This is a genomic window from Actinoplanes sp. NPDC004185 (genome assembly GCF_053603475.1).
On the sequence record NZ_JBSGFR010000007.1, the window covers coordinates 218,368 to 242,245 of the forward strand.

At 73.1% G+C, this 23,878-nt stretch carries 20 protein-coding genes and 1 pseudogene; 1 reads left to right on the forward strand and 20 read right to left on the reverse strand.

What is annotated here, in order from left to right:
- Positions 1-16 precede the first annotated feature (16 nt).
- The 8 genes and pseudogenes from ACWEOZ_RS10130 to ACWEOZ_RS10165 form a co-directional block, all read right to left on the reverse strand.
- Positions 17-301: pseudogene (locus tag ACWEOZ_RS10130) on the reverse strand (peptide chain release factor H); the annotation flags it as partial.
- Between the two features lie 30 nt (positions 302-331).
- A complete protein-coding gene (locus ACWEOZ_RS10135; protein WP_451910382.1) occupies positions 332-1,477 on the reverse strand; it encodes an RNA ligase RtcB family protein in 1,146 nt (381 codons plus the stop codon).
- 124 nt (positions 1,478-1,601) lie between these two features.
- Positions 1,602-2,285, reverse strand: a complete 684-nt coding sequence (locus tag ACWEOZ_RS10140; RefSeq protein WP_451910383.1) for a hypothetical protein — start codon at positions 2,283-2,285, stop codon at positions 1,602-1,604.
- Position 2,286: 1 nt separating this feature from the next.
- Positions 2,287-3,219, reverse strand: a complete 933-nt coding sequence (locus ACWEOZ_RS10145) for a ParA family protein (RefSeq protein ID WP_203774887.1) — start codon at positions 3,217-3,219, stop codon at positions 2,287-2,289.
- 112 nt (positions 3,220-3,331) lie between these two features.
- On the reverse strand, positions 3,332-4,261 hold the full coding sequence (locus ACWEOZ_RS10150) for a site-specific tyrosine recombinase XerD (RefSeq protein WP_451910414.1): 930 nt from the start codon (positions 4,259-4,261) through the stop codon (positions 3,332-3,334).
- On the reverse strand, positions 4,258-5,373 hold the full coding sequence (ald, locus tag ACWEOZ_RS10155; protein ID WP_451910384.1) for an alanine dehydrogenase: 1,116 nt from the start codon (positions 5,371-5,373) through the stop codon (positions 4,258-4,260). The genes ACWEOZ_RS10150 and ald overlap by 4 nt, the downstream gene beginning before the upstream one ends.
- Before the next feature lie 137 nt (positions 5,374-5,510).
- Positions 5,511-6,509: a CU044_5270 family protein gene (locus ACWEOZ_RS10160; RefSeq protein WP_451910385.1), complete on the reverse strand. Its 999-nt coding sequence runs from the start codon at positions 6,507-6,509 to the stop codon at positions 5,511-5,513.
- Positions 6,506-7,129, reverse strand: coding sequence for an RNA polymerase sigma factor (locus ACWEOZ_RS10165; protein WP_451910386.1), 624 nt, complete (start codon positions 7,127-7,129; stop codon positions 6,506-6,508). Before ACWEOZ_RS10165 ends, ACWEOZ_RS10160 begins: the two co-directional genes overlap by 4 nt.
- A gap of 100 nt (positions 7,130-7,229) precedes the next feature.
- Here ACWEOZ_RS10165 and ACWEOZ_RS10170 point away from each other — a divergent pair, with 100 nt between their 5' ends.
- Complete coding sequence (locus tag ACWEOZ_RS10170) at positions 7,230-8,234, forward strand: LLM class flavin-dependent oxidoreductase (protein WP_451910387.1); 1,005 nt, start codon at positions 7,230-7,232, stop codon at positions 8,232-8,234.
- A gap of 46 nt (positions 8,235-8,280) precedes the next feature.
- On the opposite strand, the gene ACWEOZ_RS10175 is transcribed toward ACWEOZ_RS10170, so the two are convergent.
- From ACWEOZ_RS10175 to ACWEOZ_RS10230, 12 genes are all read right to left on the reverse strand, one after another.
- The gene (locus tag ACWEOZ_RS10175; protein WP_451910388.1) at positions 8,281-8,877 is read right to left on the reverse strand and encodes an NUDIX domain-containing protein; all 597 of its coding nucleotides are present in this window, start codon (positions 8,875-8,877) and stop codon (positions 8,281-8,283) included.
- Positions 8,874-10,661, reverse strand: coding sequence for a CTP synthase (locus tag ACWEOZ_RS10180; protein ID WP_451910389.1), 1,788 nt, complete (start codon positions 10,659-10,661; stop codon positions 8,874-8,876). Before ACWEOZ_RS10180 ends, ACWEOZ_RS10175 begins: the two co-directional genes overlap by 4 nt.
- Before the next feature lie 141 nt (positions 10,662-10,802).
- Entirely contained in the window at positions 10,803-13,511 is a 2,709-nt protein-coding gene (locus ACWEOZ_RS10185; RefSeq protein ID WP_451910390.1) for a hypothetical protein, read from the reverse strand.
- A gap of 158 nt (positions 13,512-13,669) precedes the next feature.
- Positions 13,670-14,803, reverse strand: a complete 1,134-nt coding sequence (locus tag ACWEOZ_RS10190; RefSeq protein WP_451910391.1) for a glycosyltransferase family 4 protein — start codon at positions 14,801-14,803, stop codon at positions 13,670-13,672.
- Positions 14,800-16,425 (reverse strand): murein biosynthesis integral membrane protein MurJ, encoded by a 1,626-nt coding sequence (murJ, locus tag ACWEOZ_RS10195; protein WP_451910392.1) that lies wholly within the window; start codon positions 16,423-16,425, stop codon positions 14,800-14,802. Before murJ ends, ACWEOZ_RS10190 begins: the two co-directional genes overlap by 4 nt.
- On the reverse strand, positions 16,422-17,288 hold the full coding sequence (locus tag ACWEOZ_RS10200) for a hypothetical protein (RefSeq protein ID WP_451910393.1): 867 nt from the start codon (positions 17,286-17,288) through the stop codon (positions 16,422-16,424). The genes murJ and ACWEOZ_RS10200 overlap by 4 nt, the downstream gene beginning before the upstream one ends.
- A 97-nt stretch (positions 17,289-17,385) precedes the next feature.
- Entirely contained in the window at positions 17,386-18,315 is a 930-nt protein-coding gene (locus ACWEOZ_RS10205; protein WP_451910394.1) for a copper transporter, read from the reverse strand.
- 27 nt (positions 18,316-18,342) lie between these two features.
- Positions 18,343-19,521 (reverse strand): putative cytokinetic ring protein SteA, encoded by a 1,179-nt coding sequence (gene steA, locus ACWEOZ_RS10210; RefSeq protein ID WP_451910395.1) that lies wholly within the window; start codon positions 19,519-19,521, stop codon positions 18,343-18,345.
- A 114-nt stretch (positions 19,522-19,635) separates the two neighbouring features.
- Positions 19,636-21,393, reverse strand: a complete 1,758-nt coding sequence (gene recN, locus ACWEOZ_RS10215; protein WP_451910396.1) for a DNA repair protein RecN — start codon at positions 21,391-21,393, stop codon at positions 19,636-19,638.
- A gap of 54 nt (positions 21,394-21,447) precedes the next feature.
- Complete coding sequence (locus ACWEOZ_RS10220; protein ID WP_451910397.1) at positions 21,448-22,335, reverse strand: NAD kinase; 888 nt, start codon at positions 22,333-22,335, stop codon at positions 21,448-21,450.
- Entirely contained in the window at positions 22,332-23,192 is an 861-nt protein-coding gene (locus ACWEOZ_RS10225) for a TlyA family RNA methyltransferase (RefSeq protein ID WP_451910398.1), read from the reverse strand. Before ACWEOZ_RS10225 ends, ACWEOZ_RS10220 begins: the two co-directional genes overlap by 4 nt.
- A 25-nt stretch (positions 23,193-23,217) precedes the next feature.
- On the reverse strand, positions 23,218-23,517 hold the full coding sequence (locus ACWEOZ_RS10230; RefSeq protein ID WP_451910399.1) for a hypothetical protein: 300 nt from the start codon (positions 23,515-23,517) through the stop codon (positions 23,218-23,220).
- Positions 23,518-23,878: the final 361 nt, after the last annotated feature.

Below are 23,878 nucleotides of genomic sequence, written 5' to 3' on the forward strand. Positions count from 1 at the left end.
CGACAGACCCGTTCTTTCATTTCCGGGGAAAGTCGTCCGGCCGTTCGACGCGGATCGGATTTCCCCGTACCAATGCATCATGGATCTGCCGGCGGCCGGTGATGACGGCCCGGCCGCCCGGTCCGCCGGTGCGGCACCCCACGATGTCGACGTCCGCCTCCGCGAAGGCCGTGGGCCCGGCGTCCGCCTCGCACGGCTGGGCGATGACGTACCAGTTCTTGCGGCCGGCGCTCGTCCCGTAGGGACTGGGTGCCTGCCAGCACAGGGTGCCGGTCCACGTAGCGGCGAACCGGGCTGCGCCCGGCCGACAGCAGCAGAAGCATGTGTCCGCTCATGACCTTCCCCGGCCCCGGCGCTGGTCGCGGCGGTCGCGCCGCGGCGCACTTCCGAGGTCCGCGGTCTTGTAGGTGACCACCGGGACGGTCTCGGCCACGGACGTCGCCAGGCCGTGCGCGACGAGATCCGCGATGACCCGCTCGATCCGCTTGTACGCCGTCGGCGCCTCCTCGAACAGCAGCTGCCGGTCGCCGCACACCACCACCGACCCCACCGGCGTGCGGCGCAGCTCCTCGACCGTGTGCTTGGCCCGCCCCCGGACCAGGGCGTCGGCGCGCGACATCTTGCGGCCGGCACCGTGGGCGACGGAGTGGTTGGCCTCCGGCCCGGCGTGCGCCGCCACCAGGAACGACGGGGTGCCCCGAGTGCCCGCGACCAGGACGTCCCGGCCGTCCCCGCGCGCGGCGCCCTTACGGTGCAGGTACACCCCGTCGCGGGCCTCGACCAGGTTGTGGCACTCGTCGACGATCGGCGCGGTGGGCGTGGCCCCCAGGGCGAGCGCGACCCGGGCCGCCATCAGCCGGCGGTTGAGCGAGCCCCAGCGGACGGCCTCGTCGTGCCGGGCCAGATAGTCCGCCGGGTCGGCGGCGGGACCCGCGCCGTGCACCTCGGTGTGCGAGCGCAGGATGCGCTCGCCCAGGCCGCGGGAGCCGCTGTCCACGATGAGGACGAGGTCACCGGCGGACAACCCGAGCCGGGCCGCGTGGCCTTCATCGAGCACGGCGCGGACCCGCGCGAGCTCCACGAAGTGGTTGCCGCGCCCGACGGTGCCCAGGCTCTCCGTGTGGCCGGCCGGGATGTCGGCGTCCACGTGGGCCCAGGCCGGGTCGTCCGGCTCGACCGGGCGGTCGAGGTCGGGGAAGCGGCCGGCCAGGCGCTCGGGCACGGCCCGCTTGAGGTCGACCGGGAACACGGCGATGCCGCAGCCGATGTCGGAACCCACCAGGTGCGGATAAAGAACGGTCGACGCCATCGCGGCGCCGATCGGGGCGCCCTTGCCGGGGTGCAGGTCCGGCAGGGCGGCGACGTGGAACATGCCGTCGAGGGCGGCCACCTGGTGGCACTGCGCGACGGCGTCGGACTCGATCCAGCTTCCGTCGGAGGCGAACACCGTGACGGAGGCAGACTGGTGCTGAGACAATGAGTGCTCTTTCTGAAGACGTACGGGCACGGCCGGCTGGGCGAGGCGGTGCGCGTCAGTACGTCATGCAGGCAGCTTGCGGGAGATCACCCGCCGGCGGCAACCGCTTTTCCCCGGTCCGGCCTCAGAGCGGGACCGGTCCGCCCCACAGGCGCAGGAAGAGGACGCCGAGCACGTCCAGGATCATCAGCAGGAACGGGTAGCTCAGCGGGAAGAAGCAGCAGATCAGCAGGATCAGCACCCCGAGGTTCTTCTCCTCGAGCCACAGCCGCATCTGCTGCGCGCCCGCCCCCGGCCGCCTCAGCGCCGACCACAGGATGCCGAAGCCGTCCAGCGGCGGGATCGGGATCAGCGCCAGCAGGCCGAAGGCCAGCAACCCCACCGCCAGGCAGAGCAGCACCTGCTCGCCCAGCGGCAGCGTGAAGCCGTGCAGCACATCGGACATGTTGAGCACCGACAGCAGGTTGCCGGGGAAGAGCACCACGTACGCGGCGAACAGCCCCTGCGCGACCAGGATGCACGCCACCGGCCCGGCCGCGAAGACCGCCGCCGCCCGGGCCCGGCCGTGGTAGCGGGGCACCTCGTCGACCGAGATCGTCTTGCCCCAGCCCATGCCGCCCACGGCCGCCGCGACCGCGCCGAACGGGTCGACGTCCTCGCGCAGCTGCGGGGTCACCGGGTCGCGGCGCTCGCTCAGGCGCAGCGTGCGCGCGGTGATCCGGATCGCGAAGGCCCGCAGCAGCAGGCCGAGCAGGAAGGCGACGACCAGCGCGACGAACGCGACCGGTTCGCCGAGGGCGAAGAGCAAGCTAGCCCCGTTCCGCCTTGGCGGCGATGACCTCGCGGGCGAGCTGGCGGTAGTTGCGGGCGCCCGAGCTCGCCGGGTCCAGGCTGGTGATCGGCGCGCCGGCCACGGTGGACTCCGGGAACTTGACCGTCTTGGTGATGACGGTCTGGTAGACCTTGTCGCCGAACGCTTCCACGACCCGCTGCAGCACCTGGCGGCAGTGGGTGGTGCGGCTGTCGTACATGGTCGCCAGGATGCCCTCGAGCTCCAGGTCGAAGTTGAGCCGCTCGCGGACCTTGTCGATGGTGTCCAGCAGCAGGGCCACGCCGCGCAGGCTGAAGAACTCGCACTCCAGCGGGATGAGCACGCCGTGCGCGATGGTCAGCGCGTTGATCGCCAGCAGGCCCAGCGAGGGCTGGCAGTCGATCAGGATGAAGTCGTACTCCTTGCGCACGGTGCGCAGCACCCGGGCCAGGGCCATCTCCCGGGCGACCTCGTTGACCAGCTGGATCTCGGCGGCCGACAGGTCGATGTTGGCCGGCAGCAGGTGCAGACCGGCCACATCGGTCTTGATGATGACGTCCTCGGCGGTGACATCGTCCTGCATGAGCAGGTTGTAGATGCTCAGGTCGAGGTTGTGCGGGTTGACGCCGAGGCCGACCGAGCAGGCGCCCTGCGGGTCGAAGTCGACGAGCAGCACCTTGCGGCCGTACTCGGCCAGGGCGGCGCCCAGGTTGATGGTCGTCGTGGTCTTGCCGACGCCACCCTTCTGGTTGGCGAGGGCGATGATCCGCGCGGGACCGTGCCGGTCGGTCGGCATCGGCTCGGGGATCGGCCGGCGCATCGTGTAGGCCGTCGGGTCGGCCGGGCCGAGGTCGGCGCCGAGGTCCAGCGAGCTCTGCTGGTCGCGCAGGGCATTGGTCCACGCCTCAGCGCGATCATGATTTCCGCTCACGTCCCCAGCCCCCTCTCGACCCGCAGCCGGAGCCGATGCCCGACTGTACGCCACAAGGACCGCCCGACCGGGGTCAGCCGTTCGGCGTGTCGCAGGGACTGACGCTCACCTTCTAACGAGCGCGCGGGTGGGAGGTCGCGTACACCTCACGAAGCCGGTCCACTGTCACCAGGGTGTAGAGCTGCGTGGTCGTCACCGAGGCGTGTCCGAGCAGCTCCTGCACGACCCGGACGTCGGCGCCGCCGTCGAGCAGGTGCGTCGCGTACGAGTGCCGCAGTGTGTGCGGCGACACGGCGTGCGGGCCTTCCACGGGCAGTCCGGCCGCCTCCGCGGCCCGGTGCAGGATGGCCCAGGCGCTCTGCCGGGACAGCGGTCCCCCGCGCTGGTTCAGGAAGACCGCCGGCGTGCCGCGTCCCTTCGCGACCAGCTCGGGGCGGCCCTGGACCAGGTAGGCCTCCAGGGCGGCACGGGCGTAGCGCCCGAGCGGGACCAGCCGGGTGCGGCCACCCTTGCCGTGCAGGGTGACCGCCGCCTCGTCGGAGAAGTCCAGGTCGTCGACGGCCAGCCCGACCGCCTCGGAGATCCGCGCGCCGGTGCCGTAGAGGAACTCCAACAGGGCGGTGTCGCGCAGCGAGCCGGGAACAGCCAGCAGCCGGGTGACCTGGTCGATGTCCAGCGCCTTGGGAAGGCGCCGGGGCGGGGTCGGCGGTTTCACCTCGCGGCTCACGTCGTGCGCCACGAGGCCCTCGCGGGCGGCGAAACGGTGCAGGCCGCGGACGGCGCTCACGGCCCGGGCGGCCGACGCGGCCGACAGCGCCGGATGCTCCGGCGATCCCGCCCGCAGCTCGGCCAGATGCCCGGTGACCTGGGCCGCGGTGACGTCGGCGAGATCACCGACGCCGGCCGCGGCCAGCGTCTGCACATACCGGTCCAGATCCCGGCGGTACGAGGCCAGGGTGTTGCGGGACAGGCCGCGCTCGACCGACAGGTGATCGAGATACGTCTGCACGGCCCGTCGCAGCAGGGGTTGGGCCGAGGTCAGCTGAGCACCTCGGCCAGGGACAGCGCCTGCATGCCGTGCGCCTCGGCGACCGGGCCGTAGGTGACGTGCCCGGCGTGGGTGTTCAGGCCCAGGGCCAGCGCCGGGTCGGCCTTGACGGCGTCGCGCCAGCCGCGGTTGGCCAGCTCCAGCGCGTACGGGAGGGTGACGTTGGTCAGCGCGTAGGTGCTGGTGTGCGGGACCGCGCCGGGCATGTTGGCCACGCAGTAGAACATCGACTCGTGCACCCGGTAGACCGGGTCGGCGTGCGTGGTCGGACGCGAGTCCTCGAAGCAGCCGCCCTGGTCGATGGCGATGTCGACGAGCACGCTGCCCGGCTTCATCCGCGACACCAGCTCGTTGGAGATCAGGTTCGGCGCCTTCGCGCCGGGCACCAGGACCGCGCCGATGACCAGGTCGGCGTCGATGACGGCCTTCTCGATCTCGTACGCGTTCGACGCGATCGTCTGCAGGTGACCGCGGTAGTCGGCGTCGGCCGCGCGCAACCGGGCGATGTTCTTGTCCAGCACCAGCACCTCGGCCTGCATGCCCAGCGCGATCGCGGCCGCGTTCATGCCGGAGACGCCGGCGCCGATGACCACGACCTTGGCCGCGTAGACGCCCGGGACGCCGCCCATGAGCACGCCACGGCCACCACCGGACCGCATCAGGTGGTAGGAGCCGACCTGCGGGGCCAGCCGGCCGGCGACCTCCGACATGGGGGCCAGCAGCGGCAGCGAGCGGTCGGGCAGCTCGACGGTCTCGTACGCGATGCCGGTGACCTTGCGGTCGATCAGCGCGTCGGTGCACTCCTTGGACGCCGCCAGGTGCAGGTACGTGAAGAGCACCTGGCCCTCGCGCATCCGGCCGTACTCCTCGGCGATCGGCTCCTTGACCTTGAGGATCAGGTCGCCGGTGGCCCACACGTCGTCCGGGCCGTCGAGGATCGTGGCGCCGGCGGCGACGTAGTCGGCGTCGGTGATCGACGAGCCGGCACCGGCGCCCGCCTGCACGTACACCTCGTGACCGGCCCGGTTCAGCTCGAAGACCCCCGCGGGGGTGATCGCGACCCGGAACTCGTTGTTCTTGACTTCGCTCGGAATGCCGACCTTCATGAGTCGACACCGTCCTTTCCGGGAGAGACGTCGATGGCTCATACCCGAGACGGGCTGCTTCGCAGATTACCGTCCCACCAAGTGGAAGATACTGCCGATCCGTTGCGCGAAGATCAAGATTTGGTGCCGGCCGGCGGCTAACGCGGCAGCACGCCCGGGCCGGAGACGACGGCCCGCTGCAGGACGGCGGTCGTACCGGTGAGCATGCCGGCCCGGCCCAGCGGGGTGTCCCGGACCAGGTATGAACGCTCGCCGAGGTACTCGAAGGTGGCCGGGTCGAAGATCCACTCCTGCCGTTCGCCGTCCTCGCGGGTCCGCGCGACGGCGATCCCGTGCCGGCCCTGCGCGTCGACCGAATCGGCCACCAGCACCACCCCGGGGATCCGCGCGGCCGCCCGGTAGATCGCGGCGGCCACCGCCGGGGGCAGCAACGACTCCCGCAGCCCGTCACCGAGGAAGCCGAAGGCGGCGGTGTCCGGACCGCTGTCCTGGCCCTCGGTCTCGGCGTAGATCCGCTTCAGCAGCTCGGCCGGATCGGTGGGCAGCTCCGCGTACCTGCTGTTCGGTGACGCGCCGGACAGACCGAACGTCTCGCCCCGCTCCCGGATGAGGCCCTCGCTGCCCCGCGTCGCGGGCAGCCAGATCTCCCGGTCGTGCACCCGGTCGAGGACGGCGTCGGCCGCCCCGATCTCCTGCTGATCGGCGTCGGCATCTCCGTTGATCATCAGCCAGGCCACCCGGCTCCGGACGTAGACGTACTGGCCCTGGCCGAGCGGCACCGACGGCTCCCGGCCCGCGACCGCCGCCACCCGGTCCATCAGCCGCGCCACGCCGGTCGTGTCGCCGGCGGCGACCACCACGCGCGAATCCGCGCCGGAGGTCGCACCGCCGCCCGTCCGGCCGTTGAGCACCAGCACCCCGACGATCGCCGCGACCAGCACCGCGGCGGCGACCGGCGCGGCGAACAGGGCGAACCGAGGACCGGACCGTACGGCCCGGGGCTCGGCCACGTGCTGCAGGAACGCGTCCTTGAGCAGGCGGTGCCGGACGCGGCTCAGCTCCGGGTCCCCCGGCGGCGGCAGCAGGCGCGCCATTTCGGCCCGTTCGGCCGGATCGAGCCGTGGTGACTGCTTCATCGCTGGTGCTCCTGGTTCGATCGGGCCGCATCGCTACGACCGAGGTGTGCCTGTGCACTGCCCGTCCCGGGGGCCGGCCGGACCGGCTCCGCGGCCAGCTCCCGCAATTTCGCCCGCGCCCGGGACAGCCGGGACCGGACCGTGCCGACCGGTACGCCCAGCGCCTCCGCGGTCTGCGCGTAGTCGAGCCCGGACCAGACGCAGAGGGTGAACACCTCCCGCTCGGCCGGCCGCAGCCGGTCCAGGGCGGCCGTGGCGGCGGCGAGCTGCTCGCTGTCCCGCATCCGGTTGACGAGCTCGTCGGCGAAGTCCGGCATCGCCTCGGCCGGAGGCAATCGGACCAGCGCGGCGGCGTGCCGGCGGGCCGCACGCCGGTTGTTGCGCAGCACGTTGACGGCGATGCCGAGCAGCCAGGGCAGCACGCTGTCCCCGTCGGGCCGCAACTTGCCGCGCAGCCGCCACGCCTCCAGGAAGGTCAGCGACACGATGTCCTCGGCCGCGCTCCAGTTGCCGGTGCTCCGGACGACGTGCCGGTACACCGCCTGCGCGTGGTCCGAGAAGAGCTGCCCGAACGTCTCGGGATCACCGGCGCGGATCCGGGCTCGCTGGGATGGGTTCACAACCACTTCCTGTCCGCTCGCGACGCCGGGTTCCCGTGGCGGTCGTCACGCATGGTCGCAGCCGGTTGGCGGCGGCACCACCACGACGGAGGATTCACCCATGGCCGCCTCTCCCCTGCCTCTCGCCCTGCTCGACCTCGCCCCGATCACCGCCGGCCAGGCCGCGCGGGAAAGCTTCGAGGCCTCGGTGGCCGTGGCCCGCGCCGCCGAACGCAGCGGCTACCGGCGCGTCTGGTACGCCGAGCATCACAACATGCCGTCGATCGCCTCCTCGGCCACCAGCGTGCTCATCGGCTACATCGCCGCGCACACCGACACGATCCGGCTCGGCGCGGGCGGCATCATGCTGCCCAACCACTCGCCGCTGGTCATCGCCGAGCAGTTCGGCACCCTAGCCACCCTCTTCCCCGGCCGCATCGACCTGGGCCTCGGGCGAGCGCCGGGCAGCGACCAGAACACGATGCTGGCGCTGCGGCGCGACCCCGCGTCGGCGGACTCGTTCCCGCAGGACGTGCTGGAGCTGCAGGGCTACCTCAGCGGCAAGACCCGCGTCCCCGGCGTGCAGGCGGTGCCCCGGGCGCCTGAGGTGGTGCCGCTGTACATCCTCGGCTCGTCGTTGTTCGGCGCGCAGCTGGCGGCCCAGCTCGGCCTGCCGTACGCGTTCGCCTCGCACTTCGCCCCCACCCACCTGCACCAGGCGGTGGAGATCTACCGGGAGAGGTTCCAGCCGTCCGCCCAGCTCGAGCAGCCGTACGTGATCGCGGGCGCGAACGTCTTCGCGGCGGAGGACCACGACGAGGCGGTCCGGCAGATGACGGTGGCGTACCGGGCCCGCACCCGGGCGATGATCTCGCGGGGCGCGGTCGGCACCAACTTCACCGACGCGGAGATCGACGCGTTCCTGGCCTCGCCGAACGGTCGCCAGCTGGCCGCGATGACGAAGTACACCGCGGCCGGTACGCCCGAGGAGGTCCGCGCCTACCTGGCGGACTTCGCGGCGTCGTGCGGGGCGGACGAGGTGATCGTGGCGCACTACGCCTCGGAGATCGACGACCGGGTGCGCTCGGTCGAGCTGACCGGCGAAGCCGTCCTCAAGGCCGCCTGACAGCCCGATCCGGTACGCCCGCCGGGCGGGCGTACCGGTGACCGGCTCAGAGTGGCGGCGTGTCGGTCGGGCGCAGCGTGGCCCAGCCGTCCTCGCGCGCGCGGGCCGCGGCGAGCAGCCCGCTGACCGCGGCCGCGTTGGTGATCTCGCCGCGCAGCACCATCGCCACAGCCTCGTCGAGGTCGCGCCAGACGATCTCGATGTCGGCCTCCTCGTCGGTGCGTTCGTGGCGCTGGTCCTCGGGCACCGGGGTCAGCTCCCGGGCCAGGAAGATCCGCACCTTCTCGGCGCTGAAGCCGGGCGACGGGTGCAGGTCCACCAGCAGGTCCAGGCGGCCGGCGTTGAGGTCCGCCTCCTCGGCCAGCTCGCGGGCGGCGGTGACGACGAGGTCCTCGCCGTCGACGTCGCACAGCCCGGCCGGCAGCTCCCAGAGCCGCTTGCCCACGGCGTGCCGGTACTGCTTGATCAGCACCACCCGGTCGACGTCGTCGAGGGCGACCACGACCACCGCGTTCTTGTTGACCACGACGTCGCGCCCGGCGGTGCCGCCGCCGGACATGGTGACCTGGTCGGAGTAGACCGTGAAGATCGGTCCCGCGTACCGCTCGGTGCGCGAGAGCGTCTCGTGCGCGAAGGCTGTCATGACGCCGCGACCGCGGCCTTGCCGGCCTTGCCCTTGCCGCCGTCGGCGACGGTCTTGCTGCCATCGGCGACGGTCTTGCTGCCATCGGCGACGGTCTTGGTGCCGTCGGCGACCTCCACGGGCAGCTCGTCGGCCGCCGCGTACTCCACCGCGGCCTTGACGAACGCCGCGAACAGCGGGTGCGCCCGGGTCGGACGGCTCTTGAGCTCCGGGTGCGCCTGGGTGGCCACGAAGAACGGGTGCGTCTCGCGGTCCAGCTCGATGAACTCCACCAGCCGCCCGTCGGGCGAGGTGCCGGAGAACTTCAGGCCGGCCTGGGCGAGCCGGTCCCGGTACGCGTTGTTGACCTCGTAGCGGTGCCGGTGCCGCTCGGAGATCTCCGTGCTCTCGTACGCCTCGGCCACGATCGAGCCTTCGGTCAGCGCCGCCGGGTACGCACCCAGGCGCATCGTGCCGCCCAGGTCGCCCTTGCCCGCGACGATGTCCTCCTGGTCGGCCATGGTGGAGATGACCGGGTGCGGGGCCTGCTCGTCGAACTCCAGCGAGTTGGCGCCCTCGAGGCCGGCCAGGTTGCGCGCGGCGTCGATGGTCATGCACTGCAGGCCGAGGCACAGGCCCAGGATCGGGAGGCCGTTCTCCCTCGCGTACCGGGAGGTGTTGATCTTGCCCTCGATGCCGCGGATGCCGAAGCCGCCGGGGATCACGATGCCGTCGACGCCCTTCAGGGCGGAGGCGGCGCCGGCCGGGGTGTCGCAGTCGTCGCTGGGGACCCAGCGCAGCTGCACCCGGGCGTGGTTGGCGAAGCCGGCCGCCCGGATCGCCTCACTGACCGACAGGTACGCGTCCGGCAGGTCGACGTACTTGCCGACCAGCGCGACGGTGATCGTGCGGCGCGGGTGGTGCACCCGCTCGAGCAGGTCGTCCCAGCTGGCCCAGTCCACGTCGCGGAACGACAGCCCGAGCCGGCGCACCACGTACGCGTCGAGGCCCTCGCGGTGCAGCACCTTGGGGATGTCGTAGATGCTCGGCGCGTCCGGGCAGGCCACCACGGCCTCGCGGTCGACGTCGCAGTACAGCGACAGCTTGTGCTTGAGCTTCTCCGGGATCTCCCGGTCGCTGCGGCAGACCAGCGCGTCCGGCTGGATACCGATGTTGCGCAGCGTGGCCACCGAGTGCTGGGTCGGCTTGGTCTTCAGCTCGCCCGACGGCGCCAGGTACGGCACCAGCGAGACGTGGAGGTAGAAGACGTGGTCGCGGCCGATCTCGTGGCGCACCTGGCGGATCGCCTCGAGGAACGGCAGCGACTCCATGTCACCGACGGTGCCGCCGACCTCGGTGATGACCACGTCCGGGGTGCGGCCGTACTCGTCGGGGTCGGCCATCGCGAAGATGCGCTCTTTGATCTCGTTCGTGATGTGCGGGATGACCTGCACGGTGTCGCCGAGGTATTCGCCGCGGCGCTCCTTGGCGATCACCGAGGAGTAGATCTGGCCGGTGGTGACGTTGGCCTTGCCGGCCAGCGCCCGGTCCAGGAACCGCTCGTAGTGCCCGACGTCGAGGTCGGTCTCGGCGCCGTCCTCGGTCACGAAGACCTCGCCGTGCTGGAACGGGTTCATCGTGCCGGGGTCGACGTTGAGGTAGGGGTCGAGCTTCTGCATGACGACCCGAAGTCCGCGAGCGGTCAGCAGATTGCCGAGGCTGGAGGCGGTGAGGCCCTTGCCCAGCGAGGAGGCGACGCCCCCGGTGACGAAGATGTGCCGCGTCTCGCGTGATGTTGCAGCCAAGGCCTGCTCCCGTGGTCGGTCAGATGCGATCGTGCAGACCGGCGCTCAACCCTCATCGGTAGATCGCGCCATCCACGGGATTCCACGGTAACACCATCGCCGGCGCGCGCACGTTCGGGCTGGTCGTCACGCGTGTCCGGGTCAGAGCTGACGCACGGTCACGCCCGCCGAGTCGGATTTGTCGCCCGTGGGCGGCGGCACCGGTCCGGGTCGCATCGACAGGCCGGGCCCGCCGGGACCGTCGGTGCCACCCTCGGGGCGGGTGCGGTCGGCGGCGTGGCCGAGCACCCGCAAGGTGGTCAGCACGGCCAACGGCACGGCCACCGCCGCGGCGGCACCCGCCACCGCGAACGCCGCCCCGCCGAGCACTCCGGCGATCATCGTGGCGACGGTGGTGCCGGCCAGCGCCGCGCGCAGGGCCGGGTGCAGCCCGAAGACCCGGTTGAGGCCACCCCACGGCGAGAACTGACTGAAGGCCAGCATGAGGACGCCGATCACCGCCAGTAGCGTCAACGGACTGTCCAGAGCGTGACCGTTGGAGGTCGCCGCGCGCTGGATGGCCGGGCCCGCCGTACCGTCGCCCAGGGCCGTCAGGGCCCGTCCCAGGCTGCCCTGCTCGAGCTCGGGCCGGCGCAGGTCCAGCACGGCGAAGCCGATGGTGACCGCGAGCCCGGCGAGCGCCGCCCAGGCGAAACGGGGGAACGTGAGCCAGCCGCCGGTGCTGATCGCCGCGGCCACGCACACCCCGGCGGTGACGGCGATCGCGCCGACCGGATCGGCGCCCAGGTAGGGGCTGCCGACCATCACGACGGCCAGCCCGCCGATCATCACGACCACGACGGGCCGCCACGGCCGGCGCACCCACTGCGCCACACAGCCGGCCAGGAACAGCATGCCCGCGACGAAAACCCCCAGGCCGACGCTGCCCACCCCGGAATACCGCGCTCCCTCGATCGCCGAGTAGCCGGCGACCCCGTTGAGCTGCAACTGCGCGCCGGTGAGCAGGTCGAAGCCGACCACGGCGGCACCGACCGCGCAGACCACACCCATCGGCCAGAGGGTGCGCGGATAGCGCGGCGCGAGCCGGACCGCGGCCGTGCCCAGCACCATCAACGCGAACGTCAGCGAGGCGAACACGATGCCCGGCCGCCCGGCCCGCCACCAGGGCGCCGCGTCGGCCAGCAGAGCGGCCGGAATGGCCAAGGCCACGGCGATGAGCAGCACCTCGACGCCCAGCACCAGCAGTCGCGGCGCGGCCGCCGGCCCGGTCGGCCCGGCATGCCGCCGGGCCCGGATCATCAACGGCACGACGAGCAGAAAAACCAGCAGCTGTACGGCGGCCAGCCCGGTGAAGAACGTCCCGGCGATGCCGAGCTGAGCACCGGCCCGCTTGTCGGCGTTGTTCTCGCCCCCGACGGCTTCGGCCGGATCAGCGGTACGCCCGGGAACCGACAGCGCGGTGAAGCCGCTGAACCGCCCCTCCGGCGAGGGCCGGCCCAGCGCGGTGAGCACGGTCGGCGCGAGGTCGACAAGCTGCAGATAACCGTCACGACCGGTGCCGGCGGAGGTCAGCCAGCCACCCTGCCACCCCGGTCCTTCGGCGATCGCCACATGCAGACGCGAGGTGGTGTCGGTGTCGGAAACCCCGGCCACCATGATCAGCGACCGCTCGGGCCGCGCGGCGACGATCCGCGCCAGGGTGGCATCGGCCCGGGCGACCAGGGACTGCCGGGCGGCGCCGGAACCGGTGATCGTGCCCAGGTCGACCACGCTGAGCACACAGTAGGACAGCAGGCTGCGAGGATCATCGGGCAGCGTGGCCGCGTACCGGTCGACGCGCCCGAACGGCCGTGCCGCCGCAACAGCAGCACCGGGCCCGACGGCCACGGTGCACCGCACGGACTCGGCCAGCGCACCCGGCAGGGCGCCGTACGGCTGGTTGTCCTGGTTGCCGCGCACGACACCGCCCAGCTCAGCCAGGTTGGCACCGAGGGCGTCAGGCTGGGTGAGGGTGGGCTGCACGGGCGGGCACTGCCCGGTGACGCGGGTGTTCGCCCAGATCGCGTAGTTGCCGGCGCCGAGGGTGAGCCAGCCGTCCGCCGGGCAGGTGGTGGAGTGGGCGGACCGCACCGAGAGCCAGCCGATCGAACCGCGGGTGGCCTCCTGCCAGAGGGCGGGGGTGCGCTGCGGGTCGAGATCCTCCCAGCGCAGGCCGGCCGCACCGGCCAGGATGACGTAGTCGGCGGTGTCCTGCGGGGCGCCGGTGGCGGGACGCACGGCGAGCCCGGCGATGCTGGCGGCCGCGGCGAGCACGATCAACAGGTACGGCAGCCAGGTCCGCCCCCGCCGCATCCGGGAGGGCGGCGCGGAGTCCGGCCGGATGCCCCGGCGCAGGGTGTTGCGGACCCTCCGCGGCCAGCTGCCCAGGCCTTCGGACACCGTCCTCCTCGGCCGGGCCGCGGCGGGTCTGCGGGCCGGCCCGCGGGGCTTCCGGTTGTTCGGTTCGGGGCTGGGGCCGGCGGGCTTGCGGTCTCCGGCATGCCCGGCCGGGGTCGACTCGAGGCCTTCAGGGCTGGTGCTGCTCGTGGCGGTCGCCGCGTCCGTCGGATCTGCTCCGGTCGCGGTCTTCGCACCATCCGGCTTCGCTTCGGCCGTGGTCGCCGTCGTGTCGCCCTGCTCCGCGCCGGTCCTGGGCACGCTCGTCGTGTCAGCCGGCTGCGCGTCAGCAAGTCCCGCGCCGATCCCGGCCACGCGCGCCGTGTCACCCGGCTTCGCGCTGACCTCGGCCGCCTTCGCCGCGTCGCGGCGATCGGCCGGCCCCTCCCCCACGTTGGGCTGATCAGCCCTCATCGCATCCCGCCCGGCGGCCACGGCCGGCTTCTCTGCGCGAGGCGCGTCGCCCCGCGCGGCATCATCCACCGCAGGCACGCGCTCAGCCCCCGCCGCGCCCGCCCCGGGCGTCGACTCGTCGTCCGGATCGGGTGAGTGGACGCCGGAATTCGCGTCGCTCACCCCTGGCCTGCCCGTGCGTTAGCGGTCACCGACGCATACGCGGCGAGCACGTCCGCGACCGTGTCCTCCTCGGACGGCCACGTAGCAGCCTGCCGCGGCCCTCGAGCCGCATAGTCCGCCCGCTTCGCCGGGTCGGCCAGCAACTCCCGCACCGCCGTGTCCAGCGCGTCCACGTCACCCGGCGGGATCAGCACCGCCGCGTCCCCGACCAGCCCGGGCAGCCCGCCCACGGCCGTGCTCACCAGCGGCACCCCGGCATGCAGCGCCTCCTGAGCGAACAGCTGGCGCGCCTCCCAATCGCTGGTGATCACGGCCAGGTCGGCGCCGGCCAGCAGGTCGGGCACGTCCTTGCGGTGGCCCAGCAGGAAGAACTTGGCGCGCAGCTCCGACGCCCGCTGGGCCAGCAGCATGTAGCTGGGCCCGGATCCCGCCACCACGACCATCGGCGCCGGCGTCAGGTCCCGCCAGCGGGCGGCCGCCTCGACCAGGACGTCGTACCGCTTCTGCGGGTGCAGCCGGCCGACCGACAGGATCAGCGGGGTGTCCGGCGTGAGCCGGAACTCGGCGCGCACGGCCGCGCGGCTGCGCTTGGGCGCGGTCAGGGCCGGCGCGGCGACCGCCCCGAGGCGCGCGTTGCGGGCGCCGAGCGCCGCGGCGCGCTGCACCAGGTCCTCGGACGCGCCCAGGGTCAGCGTGGCCGCCCGGGCGACGATCCGTTCGACCAGCGCCGAGGCCTGGCCGCGCAGGCCACGGGCGAGGACCGCGTTGTGCCAGGTGACCACCAGCGGGGCGGCGGGCCGGGCCAGCGAGGCCACGAACGCCGCCCGCAGCCCGTGCGCGTGCACGACGTCGACGTCGCGGCCGGTCAGTGCCTTGCGCAGGGCGCGGACCGCGCCGGAGTCCTGCGGGCCGGGGTTGGCCGGGATCTCCACCGGGGCGAACTGGGCCCCGGCCGCGGAGAAGCCGAACAGCTCGTCGGCCGCGGTGGGCCCGCACACGAGCACCCGGCAGCCGGCCGCGATCAGGCCACGGGTCAGCGAGGCCACGTGCTGTCCGACGCCGCCGGTGCTGGAGCCGAGCACCAGTGCGACCGAGCCGTGCCACGTCGTCGCCCGCGCTGCGTCGGTCACGTTGCGCCTTTCTCGTCCGGTGTCGGCTTCCGGCGGATCCGCCCGGTCACGGTGGCGACCAGGGGCCGCAGGTCGTGGCGGTCCAGCGGGTAGGTCACCGCAAGGAAGACGACCACCACCACGACACCGCCCAGCATGCCCGAGAGCAGGCTCGCCCCGCCTGCCGGGGTGGCCCCGGACACGTGCCGCAGGCCCTCGACCGCAGCCCACCCGGCCAGTCCGGCCACGACCGCCGCCACGATACCGGCGACGGCCGCGCGGGGCAGTCCCGTCAGTGCTCCGGGGCCGGCGCGGCGGCGTACGGCGGCCACCAGCAACGCCCCCAGCGTGAGCATGCCGACGCTGTTGGCCAGGGCCAGCGCGAGCACCCGGTCGTCGCCGGGCAGCGCGGCGGTCAGGATCAGCGCGGCCAGCGCGGCGACCGCCCAGCCGGCCGCCGTGGCCCCGGCCGCGGACGCCGTCGCGCCGCGGGCGTAGAGCGCGCGCGAGAGCAGTGCGAACAGGGCGTAGCCCAGCAGTCCGGGTGCGAATCCCACGATGCCGGGCGCGGCCTGCGGGGTGCCGAGCAGCGCGGCGACCGGCTGGGCCACGGCGACCAGGGCCGCGCCGCCGAGGCAGGCCAGCAGCGCGACCGTACGGGCTGTCCCGGCCAGCGCGGCACGGTAGCCGTCCTCGTCACCACGCTCGGCCGTCGCGGACAACGTCGGGTACGCGGCGGTGGCCAGCGGCACGGCCAGCACCGCCCAGGGCAGCAGATACAGCGCCTGGGCCAGGTTGAACCGGGTCAGGTCGCCGTCGCCGGCCGCCAGGGCGAGCACGACCACGACCATGAGCTGCTGCGAGCCGACAGTGACGGCGCCGGCCCAGCCGAGGCGGACCACCTGACGTCCCGCGTCGCCCGGGAAGCGCAGCGCCGGTCGCATCCGCAGGCGCAGGCCACGCAGCGGGATCAGCAGGCACAGGCTGAGCACGACGACGCCGAGCGTGGTGCCCAGGGACAGGGCCAGCTCACCGCCGGTGGTCAGCCGACCGAGTCCGCTGCCGCGGCCGTCGACCAGCGCGTACGTGAGATACGCGCCCATCACGGTGACGCTGGACAGCAGCGGGGCGAGCACGGGCCAGGCGAAGCGGTGGTGGGCCTGCAGCACGCCGGTGAGCACGATGCCCACCCCGTACAGCGGGAGTTGCGGAGCGAAGATCCGCAGCATGCGCGTGCCCACCTCGTGGGCGTCGGGTGGCATGTGCGGCAGCAGGCCGACGATGGGCCCGGCGAACAGCGCGACCAGCAGCGCCAGCGGCACGAGCAGCAGCAGCGTCCAGGTCAGCAGGGCCGACGCGACCGCGTTGACCCGCTCCCGGTCGCCCGCCGCCACCGCCCCGGCCAGCAGCGGCACCACCAGGCTGGCCAGCGCGCCGCCCGCGACCAGCTCGAAGACGATGTTCGGCACGGTGTTGGCCGCGTTGTAGAGATCGCCGAGCGAGTTGTCGCGGACCGTGCTGATGAACACCACCGTGCGGCCGAAGCCGGCGATGCGGGCGAGCACGGTGAGACCGGCGATGAGGGCGGCCGCCCCGGCGATGCGCCCGGCCCCGGAACGCGGCGCAGGTGCGGTTGCGGTCATTCCGCCGGCCGGCGGCCCAGCGCGTCGAGCTCGCGCAGCCACGGCGTGTCCTGGATGACCTTGGTGAAGCTGACCTTCTCGCTGGCCGCGGTGAGCGCCGCCAGCACGGTCAGCGCGACGGCCCGCCCGGCCGGGCCGGTGCGGGCGGCGAGTGCCACGCCGAGCAGCGCGCCGAGGGCGTTGGCGCCGGCGTCGCCGAGCATGATCTCTTCGCTGAGGTCGGCCGGCAGCAGGGCGGCACCCGCCCCCAGCGTGCCGGCTGCGACGCCTCCCCCACGGCCTACGGCCAGCGGGACCCCGATGAGCGTGCCGGCCTTCAGCGCCCGGCCGGGGCGCAGGTCGAGCAGATTGAGCAGATTGGCGGTGCCGGCGATGACGCCCGCGCCGAGCAGCACGTCGGTGGCGCCGCGCACGGCCCCGCCCTGGCGGCGGCCGCGGTGGGCGCGCACCCGCGGGTCGGTGGCGAGCAGGGCCGCCGCGACCAGCCCGGCGGCACCGACCCCGGCGATCTTGACCAGGCCGCTGGTGACCCGGCCCTCGCGCAGCGCCCCGAGGTGCCCGGCGAAGCCCTTGGCGGCCTTCTGCTCGGGCCGGTTGCCGACCACGTCGTCGTAGAAGCCGACGGCCCCCGCGGTCACGCCCGCGGTGACCACCGCGGCGGTCGCGGCCGTGCTGGGCGCTCCGAGCGCTGCCCCGGCGGTGGCGCCCAGCGCGAGGGCAGGACCACCCGCCAGAGTGACCGTACGGCCGTGGAAGTTGGTCCGTTCCAGCCGGGCCGCGTACGGATCGTGGCGGATCCAGGCCAACGCCGCGCGGGCCACCACGGCCCCGGTACCGAACGACTTCCAGATCTTGCCGGCCATCTGCCTGTACTCCCGCCTCGCCGGGCCGCGCCCCTCGGCGACCGATCGCCGAGTCTAGGCGGTCCGGGCCCGCGCCCGGCGCACCCTGTGGACGAACTCAGGCGGCTGCCTTGGGCACCAGCGCGCTGGCGCCGGCCGACAGCCCGTACTGGCCGACCTTGCCCGCCACCATCCGCTCGACGACGGTCAGTGCCGTGGCCAGCTGCCCCTGCGCGGTGCTGACGTTGTCCACCGTGGAGATCTCCTTGACCAGCGTCGGGTCGGAGCGGATCTCGGCGACCAGGTTGCCGTCGCCGATGCCGTTGCCCCCGACGACCAGCGGCCGGTCCTTGTGGAACTGAGTGGCCAGGGTGACCGCGTTCTGGTTCTTCTTGGCGGCGTCCCGGTCGACCGGCGGCAGCCCGGAGACCACCACGGTGGCCTCGGCGCCGGCCACGATGTCGTCGGAGACGTTGAGGTAGCCGGGCTCGGTGTAGGCGGTCAGCACGGCGGTGAGGTCACCGGGCGTCACGGCCAGCGGCTTCTGCAGCAGGGCGACGGCGAGCAGCGCGCTCGACGTCTCGACGCCGTCGCTGTTGAGCGGGAGCCCCTCGGCGGGCACGGTCGGCTGCGACGCCTTGTCGGCCAGGTCAAGCAGCTCGAACGCGTTCGCGGGCTCGAAGAACTTGTCCTGCACGGTGACCGTACCGGTGATCGCGGCCCCCGCGACCTTGAGCATCGCGATGGTGCCCTCGGCGTAGTCCTGACCGCCGGGCAGGACCACCACGAGGATCTTGCGGCCGGTGAGCTTGCCGTTGAGCAGCGCGGGCGAGACCTGGGTGGCGAAGTCCTGGGTGCTGTTCAGTTCCTTGCGGTACTGGTTCGCCTGCTCACGGTAGTTGGTGTTGTCGTTGCTGAGGGCGTCGACGCGATCCTTGAGCGTGTCGACGACCGGCCCGTTGAGCGCGGCGGTGCCGACCACCAGCCCGATCGCCAGGGCGAGGAAGACCGCGGTGAGCGACACCACGTGGTACCGGAAGTTGATCACGCCAAAAGCCTCTTGGTCACTCGCGGATTAGAAGAGCTGTCCTAACTGGAAGACGAGATTGTCCCACCACTCGGACATCACGGAGAGATAGGCCTTGCCGACCGTGGAGACCGTGACCGCCGAGGCCATCGCCGCGATCGCCGAGAGCACCAGCAGCACCAGCGACGACCCGGAGATGTTCTGCTTGTAGAGCCGGCTCACGCCCTTGGCGTCGACCAGCTTGCCGCCGACCTTGAGCCGGGTCAGGAACGTCGAGGCCATGCCGCCCCGGCCCTTGTCGAGGAACTCGACCAGGTTGGCGTGCGTGCCGACAGCGACGATCAGCGTGGCGCCCTTGTCGTCGGCCAGCAGCATGGCGAGATCCTCGCTGGTGGCGGCGGCGGGGAAGGTCACCGCGGGCACGCCGAGCGAGTGCACTCGGTCCAGGCCGGGAGCGCGCCCGTCCGGGTACGCGTGCACGATCACCTCGGCACCGCAGCGCAGCACGTCGTCGGTGACCGAGTCCATGTCGCCGATGATGATGTCGGGCGTGTAGCCGGACTCGACCAGCGCGTCCGCGCCACCGTCGACGCCGATCAGCACCGGCTTGAACTCGCGGATGTAGGGCCGCAGCACGTCCAGGTCGGCCTTGTAGTCGTACCCGCGGACCACGATGAGCACGTGCCGGCCGGCGATCTGGGTCTGCACGTCCGGCACGCCGACCCCGTCGAGCAGCAGGTCGCGCTCCTGCTTGAGGTAGTCCATGGTGTTCGCCGCGAAGGCCTCGAGCTGCACGGACAGGCCCTCACGGGCGTCGGCCATGGCCGCGGCGACGGTCTGGGTGTCCTGCCGGATGCCGGTGGCGATCGGCTCGCCGTCGAGCAGCACGGTGTCGTCCTCGATGCTGACGATGTCACCCTCGCTGATCCGGTCGAAGACCTCTTCGCCGAGGTCGTCGATCAGCACGATGCCGGCCTGGATCAGCACCTCGGGCCCCAGGTTCGGGTACCGGCCGGAGATCGAGGGCTTGACGTTGAGCACCGCGGCGACGCCGACGGCGACCAGCGAGTCGGCCGCGACGCGGTCGATGTCGACGTGGTCGATCACGGCGATGTCACCGGGGCGCAGCCGTCCGACCAGGCGCTTGGTCCGGCGATCCAGTCGGGCGGTGCCGGAGAACGCTCCCGGTTCGACGCTCCGGGTCCGGCGCAAGGTGGGAAGTCGCATCCCGGCCATCCTGACACGCCGTTTCACCTGGGCCGCACGCGACATGCACAAGGTCACCGACAAAAGGTATGAATCACCCGTCACTCATCGTGGCCCGCGGCGTTCCCGGCCCGTTCAGGCGCGCTTCTCCTTGTCGGCGACGGCCAGCAGCTCCTCGGCGTGGGCGATGCCCAGGTCGGAGTCGGGCAGGCCGGCCAGCATGCGGGCCAGCTCACGGGCGCGCTCGGTCTCCTCGACGATCCGCACACCGCTGGTGGTGATCGCCCCGCCGGTGTCCTTGGCGACCACGAGATGCCGGTCGGCGAACGCGGCCACCTGCGGCAGGTGGGTCACGACCAGCACCTGGTGGGTGCGCGCGAGCCGGGCCAGCCGCCGGCCGATCTCCACCGCGGCCTGACCGCCGACACCCGCGTCGACCTCGTCGAAGACCAGCGTGGGCGGGCCACCGGCACCGGCGAACACCACCTCTATGGCCAGCATCACCCGGGAGAGCTCACCACCCGAGGCCCCCTTCTGCAGGGGCAGAGCGGGCGCGCCGGGATGCGCGATCAGCCGCAGCTCGATCTCGTCACCACCGTCCGGCCCGACGGCCACCTCGGTCCCGTCGACCGGGACGGTGGGCTCGTCGCGCCCGCCGGCCCGCGGCTGCACGACGATCTCGACCCGGGCGTGCGGCATGGCCAGCCCGGCCAGCTCGACACTGACCTTGTCGGAGAAGCGACCGGCGGCCTCGACCCGCGCGGCGGTCAGCCGGGAGGCCAGCTCACCGACGGTCGCGGCGAGCCGCAGGCGCTCCCTGTCCAGCTCCTCCAGCAGCTCGTCGGAGCTGTCCAGCGCAGCCAGCCGGGTGCGGGCGTTCTCGGCCCAGGCGATGACGCCCTCGACGTCGTCGGCGTACTTACGGGTCAGCGCGCGCAGCGCGGCCCGCCGCTCGTAGATGACCTCGAGCCGGGCCGGATCCGCGTCCAGCGAGCTCAGGTAGGCCGACAGCTCCGCGGAGACGTCGCCGACCAGGGTGGCGGCCTCCTCGACCCGGGCGGCCAGCTCGCCCAGCGCCGGGTCGACGCCGGCCTGCGCCTCCAGCGTGCGCCGGGCGGTGCCCAGCAGCACCGTGGCGTCCGGGGTGTCGTCGGCGGCCTCCACGCCGCCGGCCAGCGCCTGGGCGGCGATCGCGGCCGCGGTGCGCAGGCCCTCGGCGTGCTCCAGGCGCTGCACCTCGGCGCGCAGGTCGTCGTCCTCGCCGGGCTGCGGGTCGACCCGGCTGATCTCGTCGAGACCCAGGGTCAGCAGGTCGGCCTCCTGGCTGCGCTCGCGGGCGTGCCGGCGACGGTCGGCCAGGTCCTCGACCACGGCCCGCCAGCGGGTGAACGCCTCGCGGTAGCTCTCCAGCAGCTTCTCGTGCTCCGGGCCGGCGAAGCGGTCCAGCGCGGCCCGCTGCTCGGACGGACGCAGCAGGCGCAGCTGGTCGGACTGCCCGTGCACGGCGACGACCTGCTCGCCGACCTCGCTGAGCATCGCCACCGGCATGCTGCGGCCGCCGACGTGCGCCCGCGACCGGCCCTCGATGGTCACCGTGCGGCTGAGCAGCACCGAGCCGTCGTCGTCCATCTCACCACCGGCGTCGGTGATGCGGGTCTGCACCGCGTCACCGAGCGTCCCGGCGAGACGCAACCGGCCCTCGACCACCGCCCGGCCCGGATCCGCGCGGACCCGCCCGGCGTCGGCGCGGCCGCCGAACAGCAGCCCGAGACCGGTCACCACCATCGTCTTGCCCGCACCGGTCTCGCCGGTGATGGCATTCATGCCCGTAGTCAGCCTCAAGGTCGTGTCGTCGATGACGCCGAGCCCGGTGATGCGCAGTTCCTCCAGCACAGGGCGAACAGTATCGGTGCCCACCGACAATTGCCCACCGAGCCCGGTCAGCCGTCAGCGGCGGTTGCCGCGCCAGCCGTCGACCGGCAGGGCGAACTTCGCCACCAGCGTGTCGGTGAACGGGCGCGGATTGAGCCGTACGAGGCGGACCGGCAGCTCCCCGCGCCGCACCGTGACCTGCGCACCCGGCGGCAGATCCCACGTGCGCCGGCCGTCGCAGCAGAGCACCGCGAACGACGTGTACGGATCGACGGTGATCACGAATGTCGAGGTGGGAGCGGTGACGATGGGCTTGCTGAACAGGGCGTGCGCGCTTATCGGCACGAGCAGCAGGGCCTCGACCTCGGGCCACACGACCGGGCCGCCGGCCGAGAACGCGTACGCCGTGGAGCCGGTCGGTGTGGCGCACACGACACCGTCGCAGCCGTACCGGGACAGCGGCCGCCCGTCCACGTCGACGAGCAGCTCGAGCATGTGCGCCCGCTGGCCCTTCTCGACGCTGACCTCGTTGAGCGCCCAGGAGTCGGCGATCAGCCGGCCGTCGTACTCGGCGCGCACGTCCAGGGTGAGCCGTTCGTCCACCGTGTAGTCGCCGGCGACGATCTCGCGCACGGTCTGGTCGATGGTGTTCAGCTCGGCCTCGGCCAGGAAGCCGACCTTGCCGAGGTTGATGCCGAGCAGCGGCGCCTTGGCCGGCCGGGCCAGCTCGGCGGCGCGCAGGAAGGTGCCGTCGCCGCCGAGCGCGAGGACGATCTCCACTCCCTGGGCGGCCGTGGGGTCGTCGACCGGCGTGACGCCGGGCGGCAGCTCCAGGTCGGCGACCTCCTGGGCGATCACCCGTACCTCGAAACCGGCCGCGACCAGGTCGCGGGCGACGGTCTGGGCATGCTGGGTGCTCTGCCGGCGGCCGGTGTGGGTGACCAGCAAGGCGGACCGCGTCACGAATCCTCCATCAGGGGCGAAACCGGCGTCGGTGCCGGCCCGGCGGAGGCTACCGCGCCGGACGGGCCGGCGGCGACCACCGCGTGCACGCGGGCCTCGTCGGCCGGCGGGGCGTCGCGGCGGAACCACAGGAAGAACTCGACGTTGCCGCTCGGGCCGGGCAGCGGGCTCGCGGCCACCCCGGCGACGCCGAGCCCCAGCTGAGCGCCGGTGGCGGCGACGTCGAGGACGGCCTCGGCGCGCAGCAGTGGATCACGGACGACACCGCCGGAACCCACCCGCTCCTTGCCGACCTCGAACTGCGGTTTGACCATCAGCGCGAGATCACCGTCGAGGCCGGTGCAGGCGGCGAGCGCGGGCAGCACGAGCCGCAGGGAGATGAAAGAAAGATCGGCGACGGTGAGGTCGACCGGGCCGCCGAGAACGTCGGGCGTCAAGGCACGCACATTCGTGCGCTCCATCACGGTCACGCGCTCATCGGTACGCAGGGGCCAGGCGAGCTGCCCGTAGCCGACGTCCACGGCGTACACGTGCCCGGCGCCCCGCCGCAGCAACACGTCGGTGAAGCCGCCGGTGGAGGCGCCGGCGTCGAGACAGCGGCGGCCCTCGACGGCGAGCCCGGTGAAGGCGGCGAGCGCCCCGGCCAGCTTGTGGCTGCCCCGGGAGACGTACTCGGTGGCCGGGTCGTCGCCGGTGACCACGATCGGATCGGCCGGGTCGATCATGGTGGCGACCTTCTGCGCCACGGTGCCGCGCACCTGCACCCGGCCGGCCGCGACGAGCGCGGCCGCCTGGTCGCGGGAACGGGCGAGCTTACGGCGGACGAGCTCGGCGTCGAGACGCGCACGGCGGGCCATGAAAACCTATTCTCCGGTACGGGGATCAGCGGTCGATGCCGGCCAGGGTCTCCTGCAGCACCTGATGCGCGGCCTCGTACTCGGCGATCTGGTCGCCCGGGGCGAGTGTGGCCGCGTTGGCCAGCGACTGCAGCACGGCGTCGACGGCCGGGTGACCGGTGCCGCCCGTGGCGTCCAGGCGGTACTCCGGGTCCGTCCGCGGGGTCTGCTCGCCGGGCTGTCCGGCACCCTGCGGCGGGCCGGGACGGAAACCACCGGGGGGCGGGCCCGGCCGGAAGCCGCCGGGCGGCGGGCCGGGGCGAGGTGACTGGTTCGGGTACGTCACGGCGTGGCCTCCGGCGTGGCGGGGTTGGTCGTCTTCTTCGCGGCCTTCTTGGCCGGGATATTCGTGGTGGCAGCCGGCTCACCGGTGGCCGGGGTCGTCTTCCTCGCCGCGGTCTTCTTGGCGGCTGTCTTCTTCGCAGCCGTGGCCGGCGGCAGCTCGGTCGCCGCGGCGGCCGCCTTCACCGGAGCGGTCGGCGCGGCCACGGTTCCCGCGGGAGTCGCCGGTTCCGCGATTGCGGCCTTCGCCGCCTTGGCCGGGCCGATCTTGGCGGGACTCGCCTTGGCCGGACCCGCTTTGCTGGGCGCGGGCTTCGGCGGTGCGCCCTTGACCGGGGCAGCGCCGGGCGTCGCGGCCTTGACCG